The following is a 16,892-nucleotide window of genomic DNA, read 5'->3' on the forward strand; positions in this document are numbered from 1 at the left end:
GAAAAATCACTCGCGCTCTTGCTCCAAGAGTTCTTTTTCTAATTGAAGAAAGAGCTTCTCGAGCTTATGCTCCAAGGCGGAATCTTCTAACTGAGCCACAAGCAAGCGTTCTTTAAAGAGCTCGATAGGAGTAATTTGCGCTAAAGAGATCCCTTTTTGTGGTAAATGATTCATTATGTCAAGCGCGGCCATTTTTTGCAGACGCGTCAACTGAAGAATCATGACAGGGCTACTCTTCTCTTTTAAATGCGACTGAAACATACTCGCTGGCGTTAAGAATCGCTCACTCACCTGCATCTCTACATAAACGTTAGTGCTCTCTTTTTCTAAACGAGCAATAGCTAATTCTTGCTCCTCAAATGTACCAGTTAGTCGTATTAAGGGGATGGGAGATTGTAAGGGTAATAGCTCAATTGTCTCTATCTTTTTCCCTTCAAAAGAGATAAGCGTCAATGATTTTTCATGCCCCGTCTCACTAAAGGCAGACTTTAACAGCGATCCAGAATAGCGCCAATGCTCTCGCCCACCCACCATCTGTGGCTGATGAAGATGCCCTAACGCCAGATAATCAATCGCATCAAAGGTGGTATCGGCAGCAAAAGCACCTAGCGTACCTACCGGTGGACGCGTGCCATCGTGCTCATTGATTACACCTCCCTGCATAAAGAGATGCCCCATCGCGATCAGCGGAATATTGGCATCGCCTCGTAGCGCGAGACCTTGGGCAATCACCTCTTGATAATGCAGACGCATAGCATCATGCAATTGCTCAGACCAACTCTCTACCTCACTGGCACGTCTCGCGCGTTTGAGTTGACTATCGCGAAGATAGGGCACGGCTAAGACAATGGCAATACGCTCACCTTCTTGATTGTCAACAGGAATAACTTCCTTATTAATATCGAGATAGCTACCACCTATCACATAAATATTAAAAGAGGAGAGCAGTTGTTGTGGTGCATCTAAGAGTAAGGCAGAGTCATGATTACCTCCCGTAATCACCACCGCAGGCGTAAATGCTAATCGACTCACTCGGCTACAAAAATCATAATAGAGACGTTGCGCCCAAATGCTTGGCAAACTGCTATCAAAAATGTCGCCAGCTAGCAAGATCAGATCAGGTTGCTCGCGCTCCAAGTATTGGTAGAGCTGGTTGAGCACATCGATAAATTCACTCTCACGCTGAATATCTTTAAGATTACGACCCAAGTGCCAATCGGCAGTGTGCAATACTTTTAGCTTACGCATGCATGCCTCCTACCCCCTATTGTAGCCGATTTTATGACAAAAAAAAAGCCCCTTTTCGATAAAAGAGGCTCTTTTCTTCTTTAAAAATAAAAACTAAACCTTCTTCACAATCAGCGCCACACCCATGCCACCACCAATACAGAGCGACGCTAGGCCATGTTGCTTGTTGCCAGCGATCATCTCGTGGATCAAAGTGGTTAATACACGTGCACCCGAAGCACCAACGGGATGCCCAATCGCAATCGCGCCACCATTAACGTTGGTACGCTCATTAAGCCAAGCTTGATCGACACCGTGTTCCTGAATCAACTCGCGCATTACGCCCAAGGATTGTGCAGCAAAGGCTTCATTAAGTTCGATAAGATCAATCTCTTTAAGGGATAATTTACTATGATTCAATGCCTTAGCGATGGCAGGCGTAGGGCCTAATCCCATATATTGCGGATCGACACCAGCGGTACCCATGCCAACAATCTCTACCAACGGCGTGAGGTTATGCTTCTTCACTGCCGACTCACTGGCCACCAACATAAAGGCCGCGCCGTCGTTGATACCCGAGGCATTGCCTGCAGTTACCGAACCATCCTTCTTAAAGGCAGGGCGTAATTGACCAAGCTTATCGAGGGTGGTTTTGCGGTTGATGTACTCATCCTTAGCAAAGAGAATAGTCTCTTTTTTGCTGACAATCTCGATAGGCGTAATTTGAGAAGTAAATTTACCAGCATCGCAAGCCTTGATGGCACGCTGTTGACTCTCAAAGGCAAAGGCATCCTGCTCCTGTCGCGAGATGTTGTATTTAGCGGCGATATTCTCGGCGGTAATGCCCATGTGGATATCGTGAAACGCATCGGTTAGGGCATCGTTGATCATGGTGTCAACCATAGTAAGATTACCCATTTTTGCACCCGTGCGGGTATTGGCAGGCACAGTGTATGGGGCTTGCGACATACTCTCGGTACCACCGGCAAGAATGAGGTGGTGCGTACCACTTTGAATCATCTGGGCGGCGGTCATGACACTTTTAAGACCACTACCACAGAGAATATTCATCGACCAAGCGGGCACTTCTTGTGGGATCCCCGCAAGGATCGAAACCTGACGACCCACACCCTGTTTTTGACCGGCACTCAAGATGTTACCCACAATCACTTCGTCAATGGCATCGCCACTAATCTTAGCCTCTTTGAGGAGATCTTTCGCCACCATCGCGCCCAATTTCCCCGGACTAAGCGTGCTCAAGCCGCCCAAAAATGCGCCAACTGCCGAACGCTTTGCTCCAACAATGTAAACCTTCTCCATAAAGACATTCTCCTTATTTCCTAATTGTCTCTATGATACGCGAAAATCAATTTTTTATCAAGATAAAATCGATAATTTAATTGATTTTTGCAAAAATAATGAAAAGTTATCTAAATATAACAAAAATATCTTGCTTTTATCCGACAACTGTGTTATCATAAAAAGAAAAGGGTAATTATGATCAAAAAATTACTGCTCCTTCTCTGCTTACTTGTACCTGCCTCAGCACTCTTTAGTCAAGATATCTCGCTAGAATATGAGCAGATTATCGAGCTATTAGATAGCATCGGCACACCGCACCAAGTGATCGAGGAGGTGATGGTTGCCTACCTGCTCAACGACGAAGCGTTAGTTAGCCAAGAATTCCTCGTCATCCTCCTCTACTTTGAGCTTCACGGCTGGCTTATCCACCACATTAGCCTCGCGCAAGAGAGGCAAACGCTCTTTATTGTTATGCACCCCCAAATTGCCACCATACGTGCAATGAATCAAAGTCTTCTTGCAAATCTTCTGCGGTAAATGGCTAAACGCTTTGACAAATGTGGCGAGTTATTGTATACTTATTTTGTCTAATACTATTAATATGTAGAAAGAGTCTCCTCTCTCTGCAATAAACAAGGAGTTAACTTTATGGACAGAAACCGTCAGTCTAATCGTTTTCGCGAGATGGAGGGCTATCAAACAGCAACCAGCTCGCTCCTAAGCGTCGCCTACTTATGGATGGCCATTGGGCTTGCTATTACCGGAGGCGTTGCCTTCTTTGTCGCTAGTAATGATGCGCTTATTCGTGGCTATCTAAGCAAGGGATCTCTCTTCCCCATCCTCTTAATGGTTGCCCAAATTGGCGTAGTGATGTATCTTAGCGCACGTATTTTTCAGATGAGCGCCTCCACGGCCAAGGGACTCTTCATTCTCTATGCAACGCTTACGGGCATCACCTTCTCGATTCTCTTTTTAGCATACACCGCGAATCAGCTCTACACCGCATTTTTTACCTCGGCAGCAATGTTTGGTGGCGCTGGTCTCTTTGGAAAAATGACACGTAGCGATCTTACCAGTATTGGGCACTTTGCTCGTATGGCGGTTTGGGGATTAGTGATTGCGATACTCATCAATATGTTCTTGGGTAATAGTACGCTCGACTATATCATCTCCTTTGTGGGAGTGGTTATCTTTACCGCACTTACCGCCTATGACACCCAAAAAATCGCTAGCTGGCAAGAACAAGTTCCCCTAGACGATCACGAGACTCGCAGTCGTCTTGGCATTATGGGCGCGCTTACCCTCTACCTAGACTTTATCAACATCTTCCTCTTCATGCTACGCCTCTTATCACGTCGAGATTAATAGAAACCATAACAAAAGCGGAGAGCGAGTCTCTCCCTTTTTCATTTAAGGAGTTTATCTTATGAGTGGATACTTTCAACAATTAACAAACGGCGCGATTGTTACCATTATTGGTTTTTCTACAGTCTTTCTCTTTCTCTTTCTGTTGATTTTGGTGATGCATATCATGAGAAATATTCTTTCATCGCAAGAAGTTATTTCGGGAACGCAAGAGAGCCCACCTAACCAATCAGAAAAAGAGAAGCACGCTTTGGCGATTCATATCGCCCTTCATCATCGACAATCAAAATAAAAAAGGATATATCGTATGAAAAAAGTTGATTTTATGTGTACTGCCTTTCGTGATGGATTGCAGTCGGTGTATGGTGCGCGCGTCTTGAGTAAAGATGTCTTACCCATCATTAAGATGGCGCATGAGGCAGGCATTGAGCATTTGGAGGTCGGGGGGGGCGCGCTCTTTCAAAGTCCCTTTTTTTACACCAAAGAGAATGCCTTCGAGATTATGGACAATATTCGCAGCACTGTTGGATCTTCAGCAAATCTCCAAACCCTCGCGCGTGGGGTAAGTGTGGTTGCACTCACCAGCCAGAGTAGCGATATTATCGATCTTCATGCGAAGCTCTTCAAAAAACATGGTATGACGACGATCCGTAATTTTGATGCACTCAATGACGTAGAGAATCTCATTTTTTCAGGACAAAGCATCCATAACGCTGGGCTCAAACACGAGGTCTGTATCACCATGATGTCGTTACCCGTGGGCACTAGTGGAGCGCACGATGCCGACTTCTACGAAAAGACGCTAAAGGAGATTATTAAAAGCCAAATTCCCTTTGATAGTCTCTGCTTTAAAGATGCCTCAGGAACATCCACGCCTGCCGTCATCTATGAAACGATCAAGCGCGCACGAAAAATTCTAGGAGACAGCGTAAAAATCGCCTTCCACTCCCACGATACAGCTGGGACGTGCATCGCCCAATATTTGGCCGCGGTGGAGGCAGGAGCAAATCAAGTTGATCTCTCCTTGGCTCCCGTCTCTGGCGGAACTTGCCAGAGTGATCTGCTAAGTATGTGGCATGCCTTGCGTTATAGCGACTATACCTTGGATATCGACCCCGAAAAAATCCTCGCCCTAGAGAGCGCCTTTACCGAGGCAATGCAAGATTACTTTCTTCCCCCAGAGGCAAAAGAGGTCAATCCGATTATCCCCTTTAGTCCGCTCCCTGGTGGCGCACTCACTGCAAACACCCAAATGCTTCGCGACAATGACTTAATGGATAAATTTCCGCAAATCACCAGAGCCATGGCCGATACCGTAAAACGCGGTGGCTTTGGTACATCGGTAACTCCCGTCTCTCAATTCTATTTTCAGCAAGCATTTAACAACGTCATGCATGGCGATTGGCAAAAGATTGTCGATGGGTACGGCAAGATGATTTTGGGCTACTTTGGCAAAACTCCCGTTGCCCCCGATCCTGAAATCGTAAAGCTAGCCAGTGAGCAACTCAACTTACCTGTGAACACTAAAAAGGTGCTAGAAATCAACGATGCCAATCCGCAGTTGCGCCTCCCTCATTATCGGGATATCCTTACCAAAGAAAATCTACCCACCACCGACGAGAACATCTTTATTATTGCAAGTTGTGGAGAGAAAGGCGTACTCTTTCTTAAGGGTGCGTCGACCATTAATGTTCGAAAAGAAGCAAAGAGCGCGATAACCAGCGCACCCACACTCTCCAGCGACCAACCTATCACCATTCAATTGGATGGCGAGAGTTTTGTTGTTGAAATTAACGGCGATCAGGCAACGGTCAATGGCACAACCTATCGAATGAATCTTAACCAAGAGAGTGCGCCATCCCAGCCACAATCCACTAAGAGTAATACGATAAATGCACCTCTTCCGGGGCTGATTTTAAAACTCCTTAAACCGGCAGGGGCAACCGTAAAAGCTGGCGAGGTGGTTTTAATCATGGAGGCGATGAAGATGGAGAGTCCGATAAAATCGCATGTAGATGGCACCATTGATCAAATTTATGTGCAAAATACCCAACAAGTTAAGAGTGGTGATCGCCTCTTCTCTATCAAGGAGCGTGGATAATGAAAGAGCTTATCCTTGAGATTCTCTCTAGCCTTGGGCAAGAGACAGGCATTTATCAATTTATGCAGTCGGGGACGGACTTTGCGCACTCTGGTTTTGCTAGTCTCCTAATGATTGGCGTGGGACTCTTACTCCTCTATCTTGCTATTAAAAAGGAATTTGAGCCTCTCTTAATGTTACCCATCGGATTTGGTGCGATCCTTGCCAATATCCCCATGGCAAGTGAGACGATGATCGGTGCGGTAAGTACCATTCAGCCTAGTTTAGCCGACGACGCGCTTTTAGGCTCAACCCAAGCAATTGGGCAAGCAGTTAATCACTTTATCTCTCCTGGGGGATTTATCGGTCAATTTTACGAATTTGGCATCGAACGCGGTCTCTTCCCCCTCCTCATCTTTATGGGCGTAGGCGCAATGACAGACTTTGGCCCACTCATCGCCAACCCCAAAACCCTCCTCTTAGGGGCTGCTGCTCAATTTGGTATCTTTGCCGCGCTCTTTTTGGCGCTGGTGCTCAACATCATTCCCGGTATCGAGTATACCCTAAGTGATGCCGCCTCCATTGGTATCATCGGAGGTGCTGATGGCCCTACCAGTATCTATGTTACCTCGCGTCTAAGTCGCGATCTTCTTGGCCCGATTGCGGTGGCTGCCTATAGTTATATGGCACTAGTTCCGGTCATTCAACCTCCGATTATGCGCCTTTTAACCTCCAAACAAGAGCGTGCCATCGTCATGCACCAGCAACGTGAGGTTTCTCAACGCGAAAAAATTCTCTTCCCCATTGTCGTCTTTCTCCTAACCATCCTCCTTCTACCTACAGCCACCCCCCTCATCGGCGCATTAATGTTTGGAAATCTCACCTCCGTGGTGGGTGCCACCAAACGTCTTAGCCAAACCATGCAAAACGAACTTATCAACATTGTTACCATCATGCTAGGACTCGCTGTTGGCTCTAAAATGTCTGCCGATAAATTCCTCACCCCCCAGACTCTTGGCATTATCGCCTTAGGACTTGTTGCCTTCGCCATTGGCACAGCTAGTGGCGTTATCCTTGCAAAGCTCATGTCTAAGTGGAGCAAAACCCCCATCAACCCGCTCATTGGTGCAGCTGGGGTCTCGGCGGTGCCTATGTCCGCACGCGTGGTCAACAAGGTTGGTCTCGAGGAAAATGAGTCTAACTATCTCTTAATGCACGCGATGGGACCCAATGTCGCCGGCGTTTTAGGTTCAGCAGTTGTCGCCGGAATCCTCCTAAAAGTCGTTCCACTACTAGAAAATCTCCTTTAGTAATTGCATAATTTTCAATTTTCGAGTACACTATCATTAAAGAAGATAATTGCTCTCTATAGAATCATCCCTCTTTAGAGAGCACATTTTAAAGGAAATAGGGGGCTTAGATGCTTGAGCATGACTTTTTGTTAATCGCTGTCTCGGCAGACAAAGGAGCAGATGAATTTTTTAAAAAATTTAAACGCGAGATCGATCTCGCAACCAAGGGTAAAGCCCTCGTCATGAAGGCGTCGCTACCCGATGATGGGGCGATCATGGTGCAAATCTACCCCAAAAGTGAGGTCTTTACGCAACTAACCCTCGAGACCATGCCTGCACTCGTTGCACATATCACGCAAAACGCCGATACATCCTCACTTGTCACTAAAAATGAGCTCTATATTGATGATTTGGCGACATTGCTACGCGCTAATATGCACTTTACCGAACAAAATATCTGTGGAAAGTGCTATCCTTGCCGACTAGGTGGCCCGCTGATTGATCAACTCCTCGCCTCCTATCAAACAGATGCTCCCGTAAATGTTACCCAAATTGTCAATCAACTCCAAGATGTTGGCATCAGCATGAAGAGCGCTAGTATGTGCGCCATCGGCATTTTTGGCGCCGATCCCCTCTTGTTTGCCATGGAAAAGTGGCCAACCTACTTTTCAACACATCAAGGAGCATAAGAAATGAGTGAATCCATTCAAGTAAAAATCAATAATATCGACATTGAAGTTCCCGCAGGCACGACCATTTTAAAAGCCGCCTCCTTGGCTGGTTTCAAAGTGCCCACCCTCTGCTATCACCCCGATGTACAAGCAACAGGCGCTTGTGGTATCTGTGTGGTAAAGATGGAAAATGGCAAGACCGTGCGCAGCTGTAATATGAAAGCGATTGCGGGTAAGAGCTACACCACCCACGATGAGGATCTTTTGCGTATCCGTCGCACGATTTTAAGCGAAGTATTGGCTAAACACCCTCAAGATTGTCTCTTATGTCGACGTAACGGTAGCTGTGAACTCCAAGATCTCGCCGCTGAGTTCAACCTGCGCACCAACGATCTTCCCCGCGAAGTTCCCGATATCCCCGTAGACGATAGCTGTGCCGTTGTGATGGATATGAAGTACTGTATTCAGTGTATGCGCTGTGTATCGGTCTGCTCTAAGCAACAAAATGTCAATGCCTTAGAGCTCGTGGGTAAAGGACGTGAGGCACGCATTCAACCCGTTGGTGGTGGCACCCTCGCCGAGAGCCCTTGTGTGAAATGCGGTCAATGTGCAGCACACTGCCCGGTAAACGCCCTTAAAGAGAATGAGGCCTTTATCCCTTTACGCCATGCGATCGCGAACAAAGAACTCTTTACAACGGTGCAAATTGCGCCTGCTGTGCGTGTCAGCTTAGGCGAGGAATTTGGCTTTAAACAAGGCGACAATGTTGCTGGTAAAATCTACGCAGCGCTACGTCGGCTCGGCTTTAATGCTATTTTTGACACCAACTTTGGTGCCGATATGACAATCATGGAAGAGGCTACCGAATTCGTCCATCGCTTCCAAAACAAAGAGATGCTCCCACTGATCACCACCTGTTGCCCCTCTTGGGTTGAGTATCTTGAGCGCTTCTACGACGATATGATTCCCCACTTCTCCAGCTCCAAATCGCCAATGATGATGACAGGTGTGCTCACCAAGCGCTATTATGCACAAAAGAATAACATCGATCCGCAAACTATCTTTAATGTTGCTATCATGCCTTGTACTAGCAAAAAAGAGGAGAAAGATCGTAAGGAGATGGCGCAAAGCGACGGCTTACAAGATATCGATTTGGTTTTAACAACACGAGAATTGGCACGCATGATTCGTCAAGCGGGTATCGATTTTACCAACCTCAAAGACGAAGCTCCAGACTCTCTCTTGGGCGACTTCTCTGGCGCGGGATTGATCTTTGGGGCAACCGGCGGAGTTATGGAAGCGGCCTTGCGCACTGCTGCAGCCTGTACGGGGGAGAAGCTCGAGAAACTCGAATTCCAAGCCGTGCGTGGTCTTACTGATATTAAAGAGACCACCATTAAAGTAGCCGGACAAGATGCCCGTATCGCGGTAACCCATGGGTTGGTCAATGTTCAACATGTCTTAGATCGTGTGCGTGAAGCAAAAAAGAACAATGAGGAGCTTCCTTGGCACTTTATCGAGGTGATGGCGTGTAAAGGAGGTTGTGTCTCTGGTGGCGGGCAAACCTATAGCAAGGAAGAAGATACCCGTGCGCTAAGAGCCAAAGGATTGTACGATACGGATAAAGATATGAGTATTCGTCAATCACATGAAAACCCCAGTGTGCAGGAGATCTATGCCACGCTTCTGGAGCACCCTGGAAGCCATAAAGCACATGAGCTTCTCCATACTCACTATACACCACGTCCATTTGAAAAAAAATAAATTACGGAAGGAGAAAAATCATTATGGACTTTGTTCAACGTCAAAAATTTTTGGCGAAAAAGAGTCAAAAGCATCTTGTCTTGCCCGAAGGCTATGAGCCTCGCACACTACAAGCTGCCAAAATTTTAAAAGAAGAAGGGCTTGCTTCTAAAATTACTCTCATTGGTGATCCAAAAGAGATCGAAGCGGTCGCATTTGAGTGTGCACTCTCTCTGGATGGAGACTTTTTTGAGGTCATCGATCCGAACAAGGAGAGTGATAAAGCCGAAGAGTACGCCCAAGAGTACGTGCGATTACGTCAACATAAGGGAAAAACCATTGAGCAAGCGCGTCTGGACATGAAAAAAGTGCTCAATTACGGCGCGATGATGGTACGCTTAGGCGATGGCGATTGCATGGTTGCTGGTGCCGATCATACCACCGGAGACGTTTTGCGCTCGGGATTTGAAATCATCAAAACTGCGCCTAATGTTAAATATGCTAGTAGTTGCTTTGTGATGGATGTTCCCGATAAATCAATGGGTGCTGATGGCTTGCTCATTTTTGCCGACTGCGCAACTATTCCCTCGCCAAATGCGGAACAATTGGCCGAAATCGCCATCGCAGCCAGTGAGAGTTGTCGCAACTTTTTACGGGTGGAACCCATCTGTGCGATGCTTTCCTTCTCCACTTACGGCTCGGCCTCGCATCCAGATGTAGATAAAGTTGTCGAAGCTGTACGCCTAGTGAAAACCAAACGTCCCGACCTCAACGTCGACGGTGAAATGCAGTTAGATGCAGCTCTTGCCAGTAGCGTTGCCAAGAAAAAAGCACCCAATAGCTCGGTTGCAGGTAAAGCAAATACTCTTATCTTCCCAGATTTACAATCGGGAAACATTGGTTACAAACTCGTACAACGATTCGCCAAAGCCGGCGCCTATGGACCATTCATGCAAGGATTCGCCAAGCCAATCTCTGATCTTTCACGGGGAGCCACCGTCGAAGATATTGTCAATACGTGCGCGGTGATGTTAGCACAAGCATAGCTTAAAATAAATCTCTTCTCTCTTGCCACGCCAACGCATCTTCCATGATTCTGCGGTAGGCAGAGAGCAGCGGTTTCTCCTTAATCTCTTCTTTACTTAGCCAACTAAAATTTTCTTTTTGTAGGATATTGACTATGTCGTCTTCATCTGTAAACACGATTAATAGTGGATATAATGTATCTTGATACTTAGTATAATGATGCTTGCGCACCTTAAGCAAAGTAGCATCATCTAATTGACTTGCCCGTAGTTCGTGCCAGATATTTTCTTGGATTTCTGGTATACGATAAAAATCTTTACCAATACCCGAATCAATCTTTTCTAAAAAAAACTTATCTTCAAAAGTGCCTAAAAGAATATAGCGATCCTGCCGAATAATATCTTTTTTATTTTTAGACTCTAATCGTAACATATATTTGGATGCACAATGATGCGCGATAGGGCAGTCCCGACAGTAGCTTACTCGTTTGGTGCAAATAAGTTGACCTAATCGAATAAGCGCCTGATTGAAATCAGCTGGATTTTGAACAAAATCGCCATGAAAATATGTTAAAAAAGTCTCTGCATCTTTTTTATCCCAAAAAGACTTACCTAAAAAACGCATAATAATTCTTTTTACATTCACGTCGATAGCCAGAATTGGAAGATCGTAAGCACGTGATAAAATTGCCGCCGCACTATACTCCCCCACCCCCCACAATGAACGCCATGCCACTATGGTGGGAACAGGCAAGCCATCCAACATAATTTTTTTAGCATTTTTATGCAAATAAAGCGCTCGGCGATAATAACCTAAGCCTTCCCAAGCCAGAAAAACAGCCTCTTCAGAAGCCCGAGCGAGAGCTTCAAAAGAGGGGAATTTCTCCATCCACAAAGGATAACGCTTAAGCATTACAGCCAATGTTGTTTGATGAGACATCAACTCCAACACCATTATAGCATAGGGATCTTTATCCCAGCGCCAAGGTAGCGGGTCAAGACGATTAAACCATTGTAATAAATTATTATTCATAATAGCTTAAGATGCATCAGCAACTAAGTTCCTAAATACATCTATTATATAAAACTATCACTAACCAATATCCAGTTCGTCTTTAAGCGTACCATCATAAAGCTCTTTTGACCACGGTTGCGCAATCAAATGTGGCTCGGTAATAAGTGTCGGCTTAACACCTTGTTCGATAACCTCGGCAGTAACAATTACTTTTTTGGGTGAGGGAACATCTGGAAGATCAAACATAATATCCGTCATCGCCTTTTCGATAATTGCACGTAGTCCACGCGCACCAGTTTTACGGATAATTGCCTCTTTCGCTATCGCTTCAATCGCCTCTTTTTCAAAAAAAAGTTGCGCATCGTCTAAGGCAAATCCTACTTCGTACTGCTTAATAATTGCATTTTTTGGCTCAACCAAAATACGACTCAAATCCTCTACCTTCAACTCATCTAAAGCAACATTAACCGGTAAACGCCCGACAAATTCAGGAATCAGTCCAAAACGAATCAGATCATCGGGATGCAAATTAGCAAACAACTCGCTAAATTCCTTAGGTTCATTGTTGTGCCCTTCAGAAAAACCTAGAGGACTCTTAGAAATGCGCGCCGAGACAATTTTATCCAACCCAACAAATGCTCCCCCACAAATAAAGAGAATGTTTGAAGTGTCCAACCGTAACATCTCTTGCGTAGGATGCTTTCGCCCACCTTGAGGAGGTACCGAGGCAATCGTCCCTTCAATAATTTTTAAAAGCGCCTGCTGAACACCTTCGCCAGAAACATCACGCGTGATGCTCACATTCTCACTTTTTCGTGCAATCTTATCAATCTCATCAATATAAACAATTCCTTGCTCCGCAGCCTTAATATTATTATCCGCAGATTTAATGAGCTTCAAAAGAATGTTCTCTACATCCTCACCAACATAACCGGCTTCTGTAAGCGTAGTAGCATCAGCAATAGCAAAAGGAACATTTAGTTTTTTTGCTAAAGTCTTAGCCAGCAATGTTTTACCAGAACCAGTGGGACCTATCATTAGGACATTAGCCTTTTCTAACTCCACATCATCTTTAGCGTCTACGCGACTACGGATGCGTTTATAATGATTATAGACCGCAACCGAAAAGACTCGTTTTGCAGAATCTTGTCCGATAATATACTCATCCAAATGCGCTTTAAGCTCCGAAGGGGTAGGAATAGGTGCCGAGAATTGCTCTTCACCGACATTACCGCCCTCTTCTTCTCGATAAATATTTGCACACTCATTAATACACTCATTACAAATACAGACACCTGGACCTGCGATGAGTCGACGCTTTTCGTCTGCAGGCTTACCACAAAACGAACAAAATTGATACTCTTTACCTTTTTTCGCCATGGCTATCTCTTCCTAGTTAAAACACTATCAGCAAGACCATAAGCAACCGCCTCTTGAGCGCTCATAAAGAAATCACGCTCCATATCTCTTGCAATCTCCTCTTCACTCTTCTTCGAATGATGAGCCAAATATTGATGCATTAATTTTTTTAATCTTAAAATCTCTTTCGCTTGAACACTCACATCCAAGGCCTGCCCACCAGCACCGCCCCATGGTTGATGAATCATAAGACGACTACTTGGCAAACAGTAGCGCTTACCCGCACTACCACCTGCAAAAATCAACGCAGCCATGCTCGCAGCTTGCCCCATACAATACGTTGCGACATCACATTTTAGAAGTTGCATCGTATCATAAATAGCTAGACCAGCCGTAACCGATCCACCAGGGCTATTAATATACATGCTAATATCTTTGTCTGCATCTTGACTCTGCAAAAATAGTAACTGTGCAACAATAGCATCGGCCATATTATCTGCAATTTCACCATCAACAAATAAAATTCTATCTTTCAATAAGCGAGAATAGATATCATAGCCACGCTCTCCACCAGCAACCTGCTCGTGTACATGTGGAACAATATATGCTTTAGTCTCTTCTACATTCATCCAATAACCTCTCTGGTTTAAAGATTTTACGCCTACCCTAGCTGATTAAATTCAGTTAAAGAGAGTTGATGCTGTTTACTGATTTTCGCTTGAGAACTCAACCAATCTAACGCCTTTTCGCTCTTGACCTGCTCTTCAATATAGGCCTTAAAGTTAGTATCACCGACCTGCGCACTAAGTTGCTCAACGCTACTGCGATACTCTTTCGCTAACTTTTCTGCATGCGCATCAAACTCCTCGGTTGTAACAACAATATTTTCCTTAGCAATGATATCTTCGATAATGAGTTTATTTTTTACTGCAGATTCACTTTCTGGACGCCACTGTTCTACCAAGCCAGAGGTTTCCCCACCAACCATCTTAAGAAGTTGGTCTTCACTCATATTCATTTGACGCGCTAGTTGACTAAAGCGTGCCTCAATTTCTGATAAAACCAACCCTTCCGGCACATTAAAAGGCTCTTTTTCGACAAGCTCTTTCAAAATTTCATCACAACGACGAATCCTCGCCACACTCTGGCTATGTTGTGTAAATTTATCTCGAATATCCGCCTTTAGCTCCTCAAGCGTCTTAAAATGATCGCTTACGTCTTGAGCAAATTCATCATCAAGAGCGGGTAAATTTTTCCCTTTTAGCGAATTAACAAGCACCTTCAAAGTAATGCTCTTACCGGATAAATCACTGTGCACATAATCACTGGGGAAGTCCTTTGTAAAGGTCTTCTCCTCACGAACTTTAACACCCATCAGTTCGTTATCCCAGTCATAGAGATTTTGACCATTACCGAGGGTAAAGACAAAATTCTGACGTTGCGTGCCAGTAACCTCGAGACCGGAGCTATCAAGTTCAACGTAATTAACATCTAATACATCACCACTCTCCGCCACGCCATCTTTATTAACAACAAAGGCATTTTGCTCTTGCAAGCGCTTGAGCTCGGTATTGATATCTTCCTCCGTGACCTCAACTTGATAAGATGGCGCACTCACCTTACTATAGCCATTAATATTCATCTTAGGCATAACATCAACCTTTAGGGTGAAGGTGAAATCTTTATCGAGTTCTAGCCGATCCATCTTCTCCACTTGAGGGGAACGCACGCGAACGACTTCACGCTCAAGGTCAGTAAGAGCGCTTTGTAGGTGTTCTTCAATGAGCTTACTAGCACTCTCGGCTTGGATAGATTGCGCATATTTTTTTTCAAAGACGGGTTTGGGGACATGCCCTTTTCTAAAGCCAGGCATTTGCGTCTCTTTTAAATACTCATTAATGAGCGCCTCATACTTTGCAACCACATCTTTTTGCGGGATGGTTACCGTGATATGGGCGGTAGAATCCTCATCTTGATATACAACTTCTTTGTTCACGTCCAAAACCTCTTTTCTCTATATTATAGTCTATCCTGTTTTGCTCTATATAAGAGCGCTAGATATTACGAGAGGTGGGACTTGAACCCACATGCTTGCGCGCTAGTTCCTAAGACTAGTGTGTCTACCATTTCACCACTCTCGCGTGTAATAAAGGCTGATTACATCATAGCAAAAAAAGGTCTTTATGTCAAGGGATAAAATGGAACTCTTTATATGGAAGATGAAGGCATTAAAAATACGAGAGGTGGGACTTGAACCCACATGCTTGCGCGCTAGTTCCTAAGACTAGTGTGTCTACCATTTCACCACTCTCGCGTGTAATAAACGATGATTACATCATACCCTAAAAAAAATTTTTTGTCAAGGGGGTTGCTTTCCATATTATCCCCTATTGTCAAAAAAAAGAGTATCCGCTATACTAGGTTAAAGTAGTTTACACGATCTTTTTATAGTTAAAATACGGATAAATGCTTTTAACAAGGAGATTTATTTATGATCCATCATGGTTTAGAGTACAAAAATCAAGCAAACTGGCAACCCATTTGTGGACACGCGCAGTCGCCTATTCATGTATTATCGCACCAAAGCAGGAAGATGGAAGACGAAGGAAACATCATCTTACCCAACCACATTGAGGTTTCCCATATTTTGCGCGAACAAACCACCATCCTTGTCCACGCGCAGGCAAAAAGCATGATTAATGGACGAAAATTTAATCTTTTGCAATTTCATTTCCACAGCCCAGCCGAACATATTATCGACGATCAACGCTTTGATCTTGAGCTTCACCTTGTCCACCGTTCGCAAAGTGGGCGCATCGCCGTGCTTGCCATCCTCATGAAAATCGGAAAACCCAACCCACTCTTTGCGGATATTTTAGAGAAAGTCAACCAAAAGAGTCGCTCGCATGCAGGCACAATCGACCTCGCGCCTTTCCTGCCACAATCGCGCGCCTACTATCACTATCTAGGCTCGCTAACCACGCCACCGCTCACCGAAAATGTCGAGTGGTACCTCTTTGCCCAACCCATCGAGCTCTCCGAAGATCAACTCACCCGATTCCGCAAGATGTACCATCTCACTGCGCGCGATGTCCAACCGCTTAATCATCGCCCGCTACTCTATCACCAACCTTAAGCTAAGTCAAAAGCCAGAATCGAACCGTCCTTTCGACTCATTTTTAACAATACCATCGGCTCATCTGATCCCTTGGCCGGCGTCCCGTTAATATACCAAATCCCCTGTTTATGACGCACTTTTAAAGGTAGTTGGGATGTAAGGCGGTCGGCATAAAGTGAGCGTAAAATTACCTCCGCAAGAGTAGTGGCAACCTTTTTATCATTGATATGCCCCTTTTTACTCGACTTTAAGAGAAATGGCGTGTAAGGATTTTGCTTTTTCGTAAAATTCGTAACTCCCCGCACACCGCCAGTATAGCGATCCAAAACCACCAACAACCTTACTTGAGGCTCCTCATCATCAGCCTCGCTCGTGAGTATCCCATACACACGCCAAATCGCATCCATACTACGACGCTCTTGTTTTGCCGTAAGCGAACTCTCCACGACAAAATTTTTGCCATAATTAGCTTCCATTAAGACCTTCGCCATCGCAATTGCCGTCTGCTCATGACCAATATATCCCTGCCGATGGATAACATTCTTAATTTCCCACTCAATCTCGTCCTCTTGAGCAAAAACCGCGCCCACGCAAAGCACCAACATCACGCCTAAGCCGATCAATCTACGCAAATTCACTCGATACATATACGCTCCTGTCATTTCTATCGGCATTTATACGCGCTTCTTAAGAAG

At 45.0% G+C, this 16,892-nt stretch carries 16 protein-coding genes and 2 tRNA genes; 9 read left to right on the forward strand and 9 right to left on the reverse strand.

The genetic code is table 11. The annotated features are described in order from the left end of the window. Positions 1-6: 6 nt before the first annotated feature. Together sbcD and PVA46_RS04165 are read right to left on the reverse strand one after the other, a co-directional pair. The gene (gene sbcD, locus PVA46_RS04160) at positions 7-1,248 is read right to left on the reverse strand and encodes an exonuclease subunit SbcD (protein ID WP_167695501.1); all 1,242 of its coding nucleotides are present in this window, start codon (positions 1,246-1,248) and stop codon (positions 7-9) included. A 93-nt stretch (positions 1,249-1,341) separates the two neighbouring features. Next, positions 1,342-2,547: an acetyl-CoA C-acetyltransferase gene (locus PVA46_RS04165; protein WP_167695502.1), complete on the reverse strand. Its 1,206-nt coding sequence runs from the start codon at positions 2,545-2,547 to the stop codon at positions 1,342-1,344. Positions 2,548-2,724: 177 nt separating this feature from the next. Between PVA46_RS04165 and PVA46_RS04170 the strand changes: the two genes are divergently transcribed. The 8 genes from PVA46_RS04170 to pta all read left to right on the forward strand — a co-directional run bounded on the left by PVA46_RS04170 (position 2,725) and on the right by pta (position 10,726). Further along, positions 2,725-3,066 carry a hypothetical protein gene (locus tag PVA46_RS04170; protein ID WP_167695503.1) on the forward strand — a complete coding sequence of 114 codons (342 nt, stop codon included), beginning with the start codon at positions 2,725-2,727 and terminating at the stop codon, positions 3,064-3,066. Between the two features lie 111 nt (positions 3,067-3,177). Beyond that, a complete protein-coding gene (locus PVA46_RS04175) occupies positions 3,178-3,894 on the forward strand; it encodes a Bax inhibitor-1/YccA family protein (RefSeq protein WP_246226704.1) in 717 nt (238 codons plus the stop codon). A gap of 61 nt (positions 3,895-3,955) precedes the next feature. After that, positions 3,956-4,186, forward strand: coding sequence for an OadG family transporter subunit (locus PVA46_RS04180; protein WP_167695504.1), 231 nt, complete (start codon positions 3,956-3,958; stop codon positions 4,184-4,186). Between the two features lie 15 nt (positions 4,187-4,201). Further along, positions 4,202-5,995 (forward strand): biotin/lipoyl-containing protein, encoded by a 1,794-nt coding sequence (locus tag PVA46_RS04185; RefSeq protein ID WP_167695505.1) that lies wholly within the window; start codon positions 4,202-4,204, stop codon positions 5,993-5,995. Next, positions 5,995-7,284, forward strand: a complete 1,290-nt coding sequence (locus PVA46_RS04190; protein WP_212603846.1) for a sodium ion-translocating decarboxylase subunit beta — start codon at positions 5,995-5,997, stop codon at positions 7,282-7,284. The genes PVA46_RS04185 and PVA46_RS04190 overlap by 1 nt, the downstream gene beginning before the upstream one ends. Before the next feature lie 110 nt (positions 7,285-7,394). Further along, a complete protein-coding gene (locus tag PVA46_RS04195) occupies positions 7,395-7,955 on the forward strand; it encodes an NADH-ubiquinone oxidoreductase-F iron-sulfur binding region domain-containing protein (RefSeq protein WP_167695506.1) in 561 nt (186 codons plus the stop codon). A gap of 3 nt (positions 7,956-7,958) precedes the next feature. Beyond that, positions 7,959-9,701 carry a [FeFe] hydrogenase, group A gene (locus PVA46_RS04200; RefSeq protein ID WP_167695507.1) on the forward strand — a complete coding sequence of 581 codons (1,743 nt, stop codon included), beginning with the start codon at positions 7,959-7,961 and terminating at the stop codon, positions 9,699-9,701. Positions 9,702-9,724: 23 nt separating this feature from the next. Then, positions 9,725-10,726: a phosphate acetyltransferase gene (gene pta / locus PVA46_RS04205; RefSeq protein WP_167695508.1), complete on the forward strand. Its 1,002-nt coding sequence runs from the start codon at positions 9,725-9,727 to the stop codon at positions 10,724-10,726. 1 nt (position 10,727) lies between these two features. Here the strand turns inward: pta and PVA46_RS04210 are convergent, their stop codons facing one another. From PVA46_RS04210 to PVA46_RS04235, 6 genes are all read right to left on the reverse strand, one after another. Continuing rightward, positions 10,728-11,738, reverse strand: coding sequence for an HhH-GPD family protein (locus tag PVA46_RS04210; RefSeq protein WP_167695509.1), 1,011 nt, complete (start codon positions 11,736-11,738; stop codon positions 10,728-10,730). Between the two features lie 60 nt (positions 11,739-11,798). Next, positions 11,799-13,100, reverse strand: coding sequence for an ATP-dependent protease ATP-binding subunit ClpX (gene clpX / locus PVA46_RS04215; protein WP_167695510.1), 1,302 nt, complete (start codon positions 13,098-13,100; stop codon positions 11,799-11,801). A 2-nt stretch (positions 13,101-13,102) separates the two neighbouring features. Further along, positions 13,103-13,708 (reverse strand): ATP-dependent Clp protease proteolytic subunit, encoded by a 606-nt coding sequence (locus PVA46_RS04220; RefSeq protein ID WP_167695511.1) that lies wholly within the window; start codon positions 13,706-13,708, stop codon positions 13,103-13,105. A 32-nt stretch (positions 13,709-13,740) separates the two neighbouring features. After that, entirely contained in the window at positions 13,741-15,075 is a 1,335-nt protein-coding gene (gene tig / locus PVA46_RS04225) for a trigger factor (protein ID WP_167695512.1), read from the reverse strand. Positions 15,076-15,141: 66 nt separating this feature from the next. Then, positions 15,142-15,220: transfer RNA gene (locus PVA46_RS04230), tRNA-Leu, on the reverse strand. Between the two features lie 94 nt (positions 15,221-15,314). Next, a tRNA-Leu gene (locus tag PVA46_RS04235) sits at positions 15,315-15,393 on the reverse strand. A 177-nt stretch (positions 15,394-15,570) separates the two neighbouring features. Here PVA46_RS04235 and PVA46_RS04240 point away from each other — a divergent pair. Continuing rightward, on the forward strand, positions 15,571-16,215 hold the full coding sequence (locus tag PVA46_RS04240) for a carbonic anhydrase family protein (protein ID WP_167695513.1): 645 nt from the start codon (positions 15,571-15,573) through the stop codon (positions 16,213-16,215). Here the strand turns inward: PVA46_RS04240 and PVA46_RS04245 are convergent. After that, a complete protein-coding gene (locus tag PVA46_RS04245; RefSeq protein ID WP_167695514.1) occupies positions 16,212-16,844 on the reverse strand; it encodes a hypothetical protein in 633 nt (210 codons plus the stop codon). The two genes, PVA46_RS04240 and PVA46_RS04245, sit on opposite strands and share 4 nt — an antisense overlap. Positions 16,845-16,892 lie beyond the last annotated feature (48 nt).

The organism is Entomospira culicis (assembly GCF_028748145.1).
Taxonomy (GTDB): Bacteria; Spirochaetota; Spirochaetia; order WRBN01; family WRBN01; genus Entomospira; species Entomospira culicis.

Bases quoted from the DNA above. Each gene is read 5' to 3' on its own strand.
- PVA46_RS04165 (WP_167695502.1), bottom strand. From the start codon at position 2,547: ATGGAGAAGGTTTACATTGTTGGAGCAAAGCGTTCGGCAGTTGGCGCA.
- PVA46_RS04170 (WP_167695503.1), top strand. From the start codon at position 2,725: ATGATCAAAAAATTACTGCTCCTTCTCTGCTTACTTGTACCTGCCTCA.
- PVA46_RS04200 (WP_167695507.1), top strand. From the start codon at position 7,959: ATGAGTGAATCCATTCAAGTAAAAATCAATAATATCGACATTGAAGTT.
- clpX (WP_167695510.1), bottom strand. From the start codon at position 13,100: ATGGCGAAAAAAGGTAAAGAGTATCAATTTTGTTCGTTTTGTGGTAAG.
- PVA46_RS04195 (WP_167695506.1), top strand. From the start codon at position 7,395: ATGCTTGAGCATGACTTTTTGTTAATCGCTGTCTCGGCAGACAAAGGA.
- PVA46_RS04220 (WP_167695511.1), bottom strand. From the start codon at position 13,708: ATGAATGTAGAAGAGACTAAAGCATATATTGTTCCACATGTACACGAG.
- PVA46_RS04245 (WP_167695514.1), bottom strand. From the start codon at position 16,844: ATGTATCGAGTGAATTTGCGTAGATTGATCGGCTTAGGCGTGATGTTG.
- PVA46_RS04240 (WP_167695513.1), top strand. From the start codon at position 15,571: ATGATCCATCATGGTTTAGAGTACAAAAATCAAGCAAACTGGCAACCC.
- PVA46_RS04180 (WP_167695504.1), top strand. From the start codon at position 3,956: ATGAGTGGATACTTTCAACAATTAACAAACGGCGCGATTGTTACCATT.
- PVA46_RS04210 (WP_167695509.1), bottom strand. From the start codon at position 11,738: ATGAATAATAATTTATTACAATGGTTTAATCGTCTTGACCCGCTACCT.
- PVA46_RS04175 (WP_246226704.1), top strand. From the start codon at position 3,178: ATGGACAGAAACCGTCAGTCTAATCGTTTTCGCGAGATGGAGGGCTAT.
- PVA46_RS04185 (WP_167695505.1), top strand. From the start codon at position 4,202: ATGAAAAAAGTTGATTTTATGTGTACTGCCTTTCGTGATGGATTGCAG.
- PVA46_RS04190 (WP_212603846.1), top strand. From the start codon at position 5,995: ATGAAAGAGCTTATCCTTGAGATTCTCTCTAGCCTTGGGCAAGAGACA.
- sbcD (WP_167695501.1), bottom strand. From the start codon at position 1,248: ATGCGTAAGCTAAAAGTATTGCACACTGCCGATTGGCACTTGGGTCGT.
- pta (WP_167695508.1), top strand. From the start codon at position 9,725: ATGGACTTTGTTCAACGTCAAAAATTTTTGGCGAAAAAGAGTCAAAAG.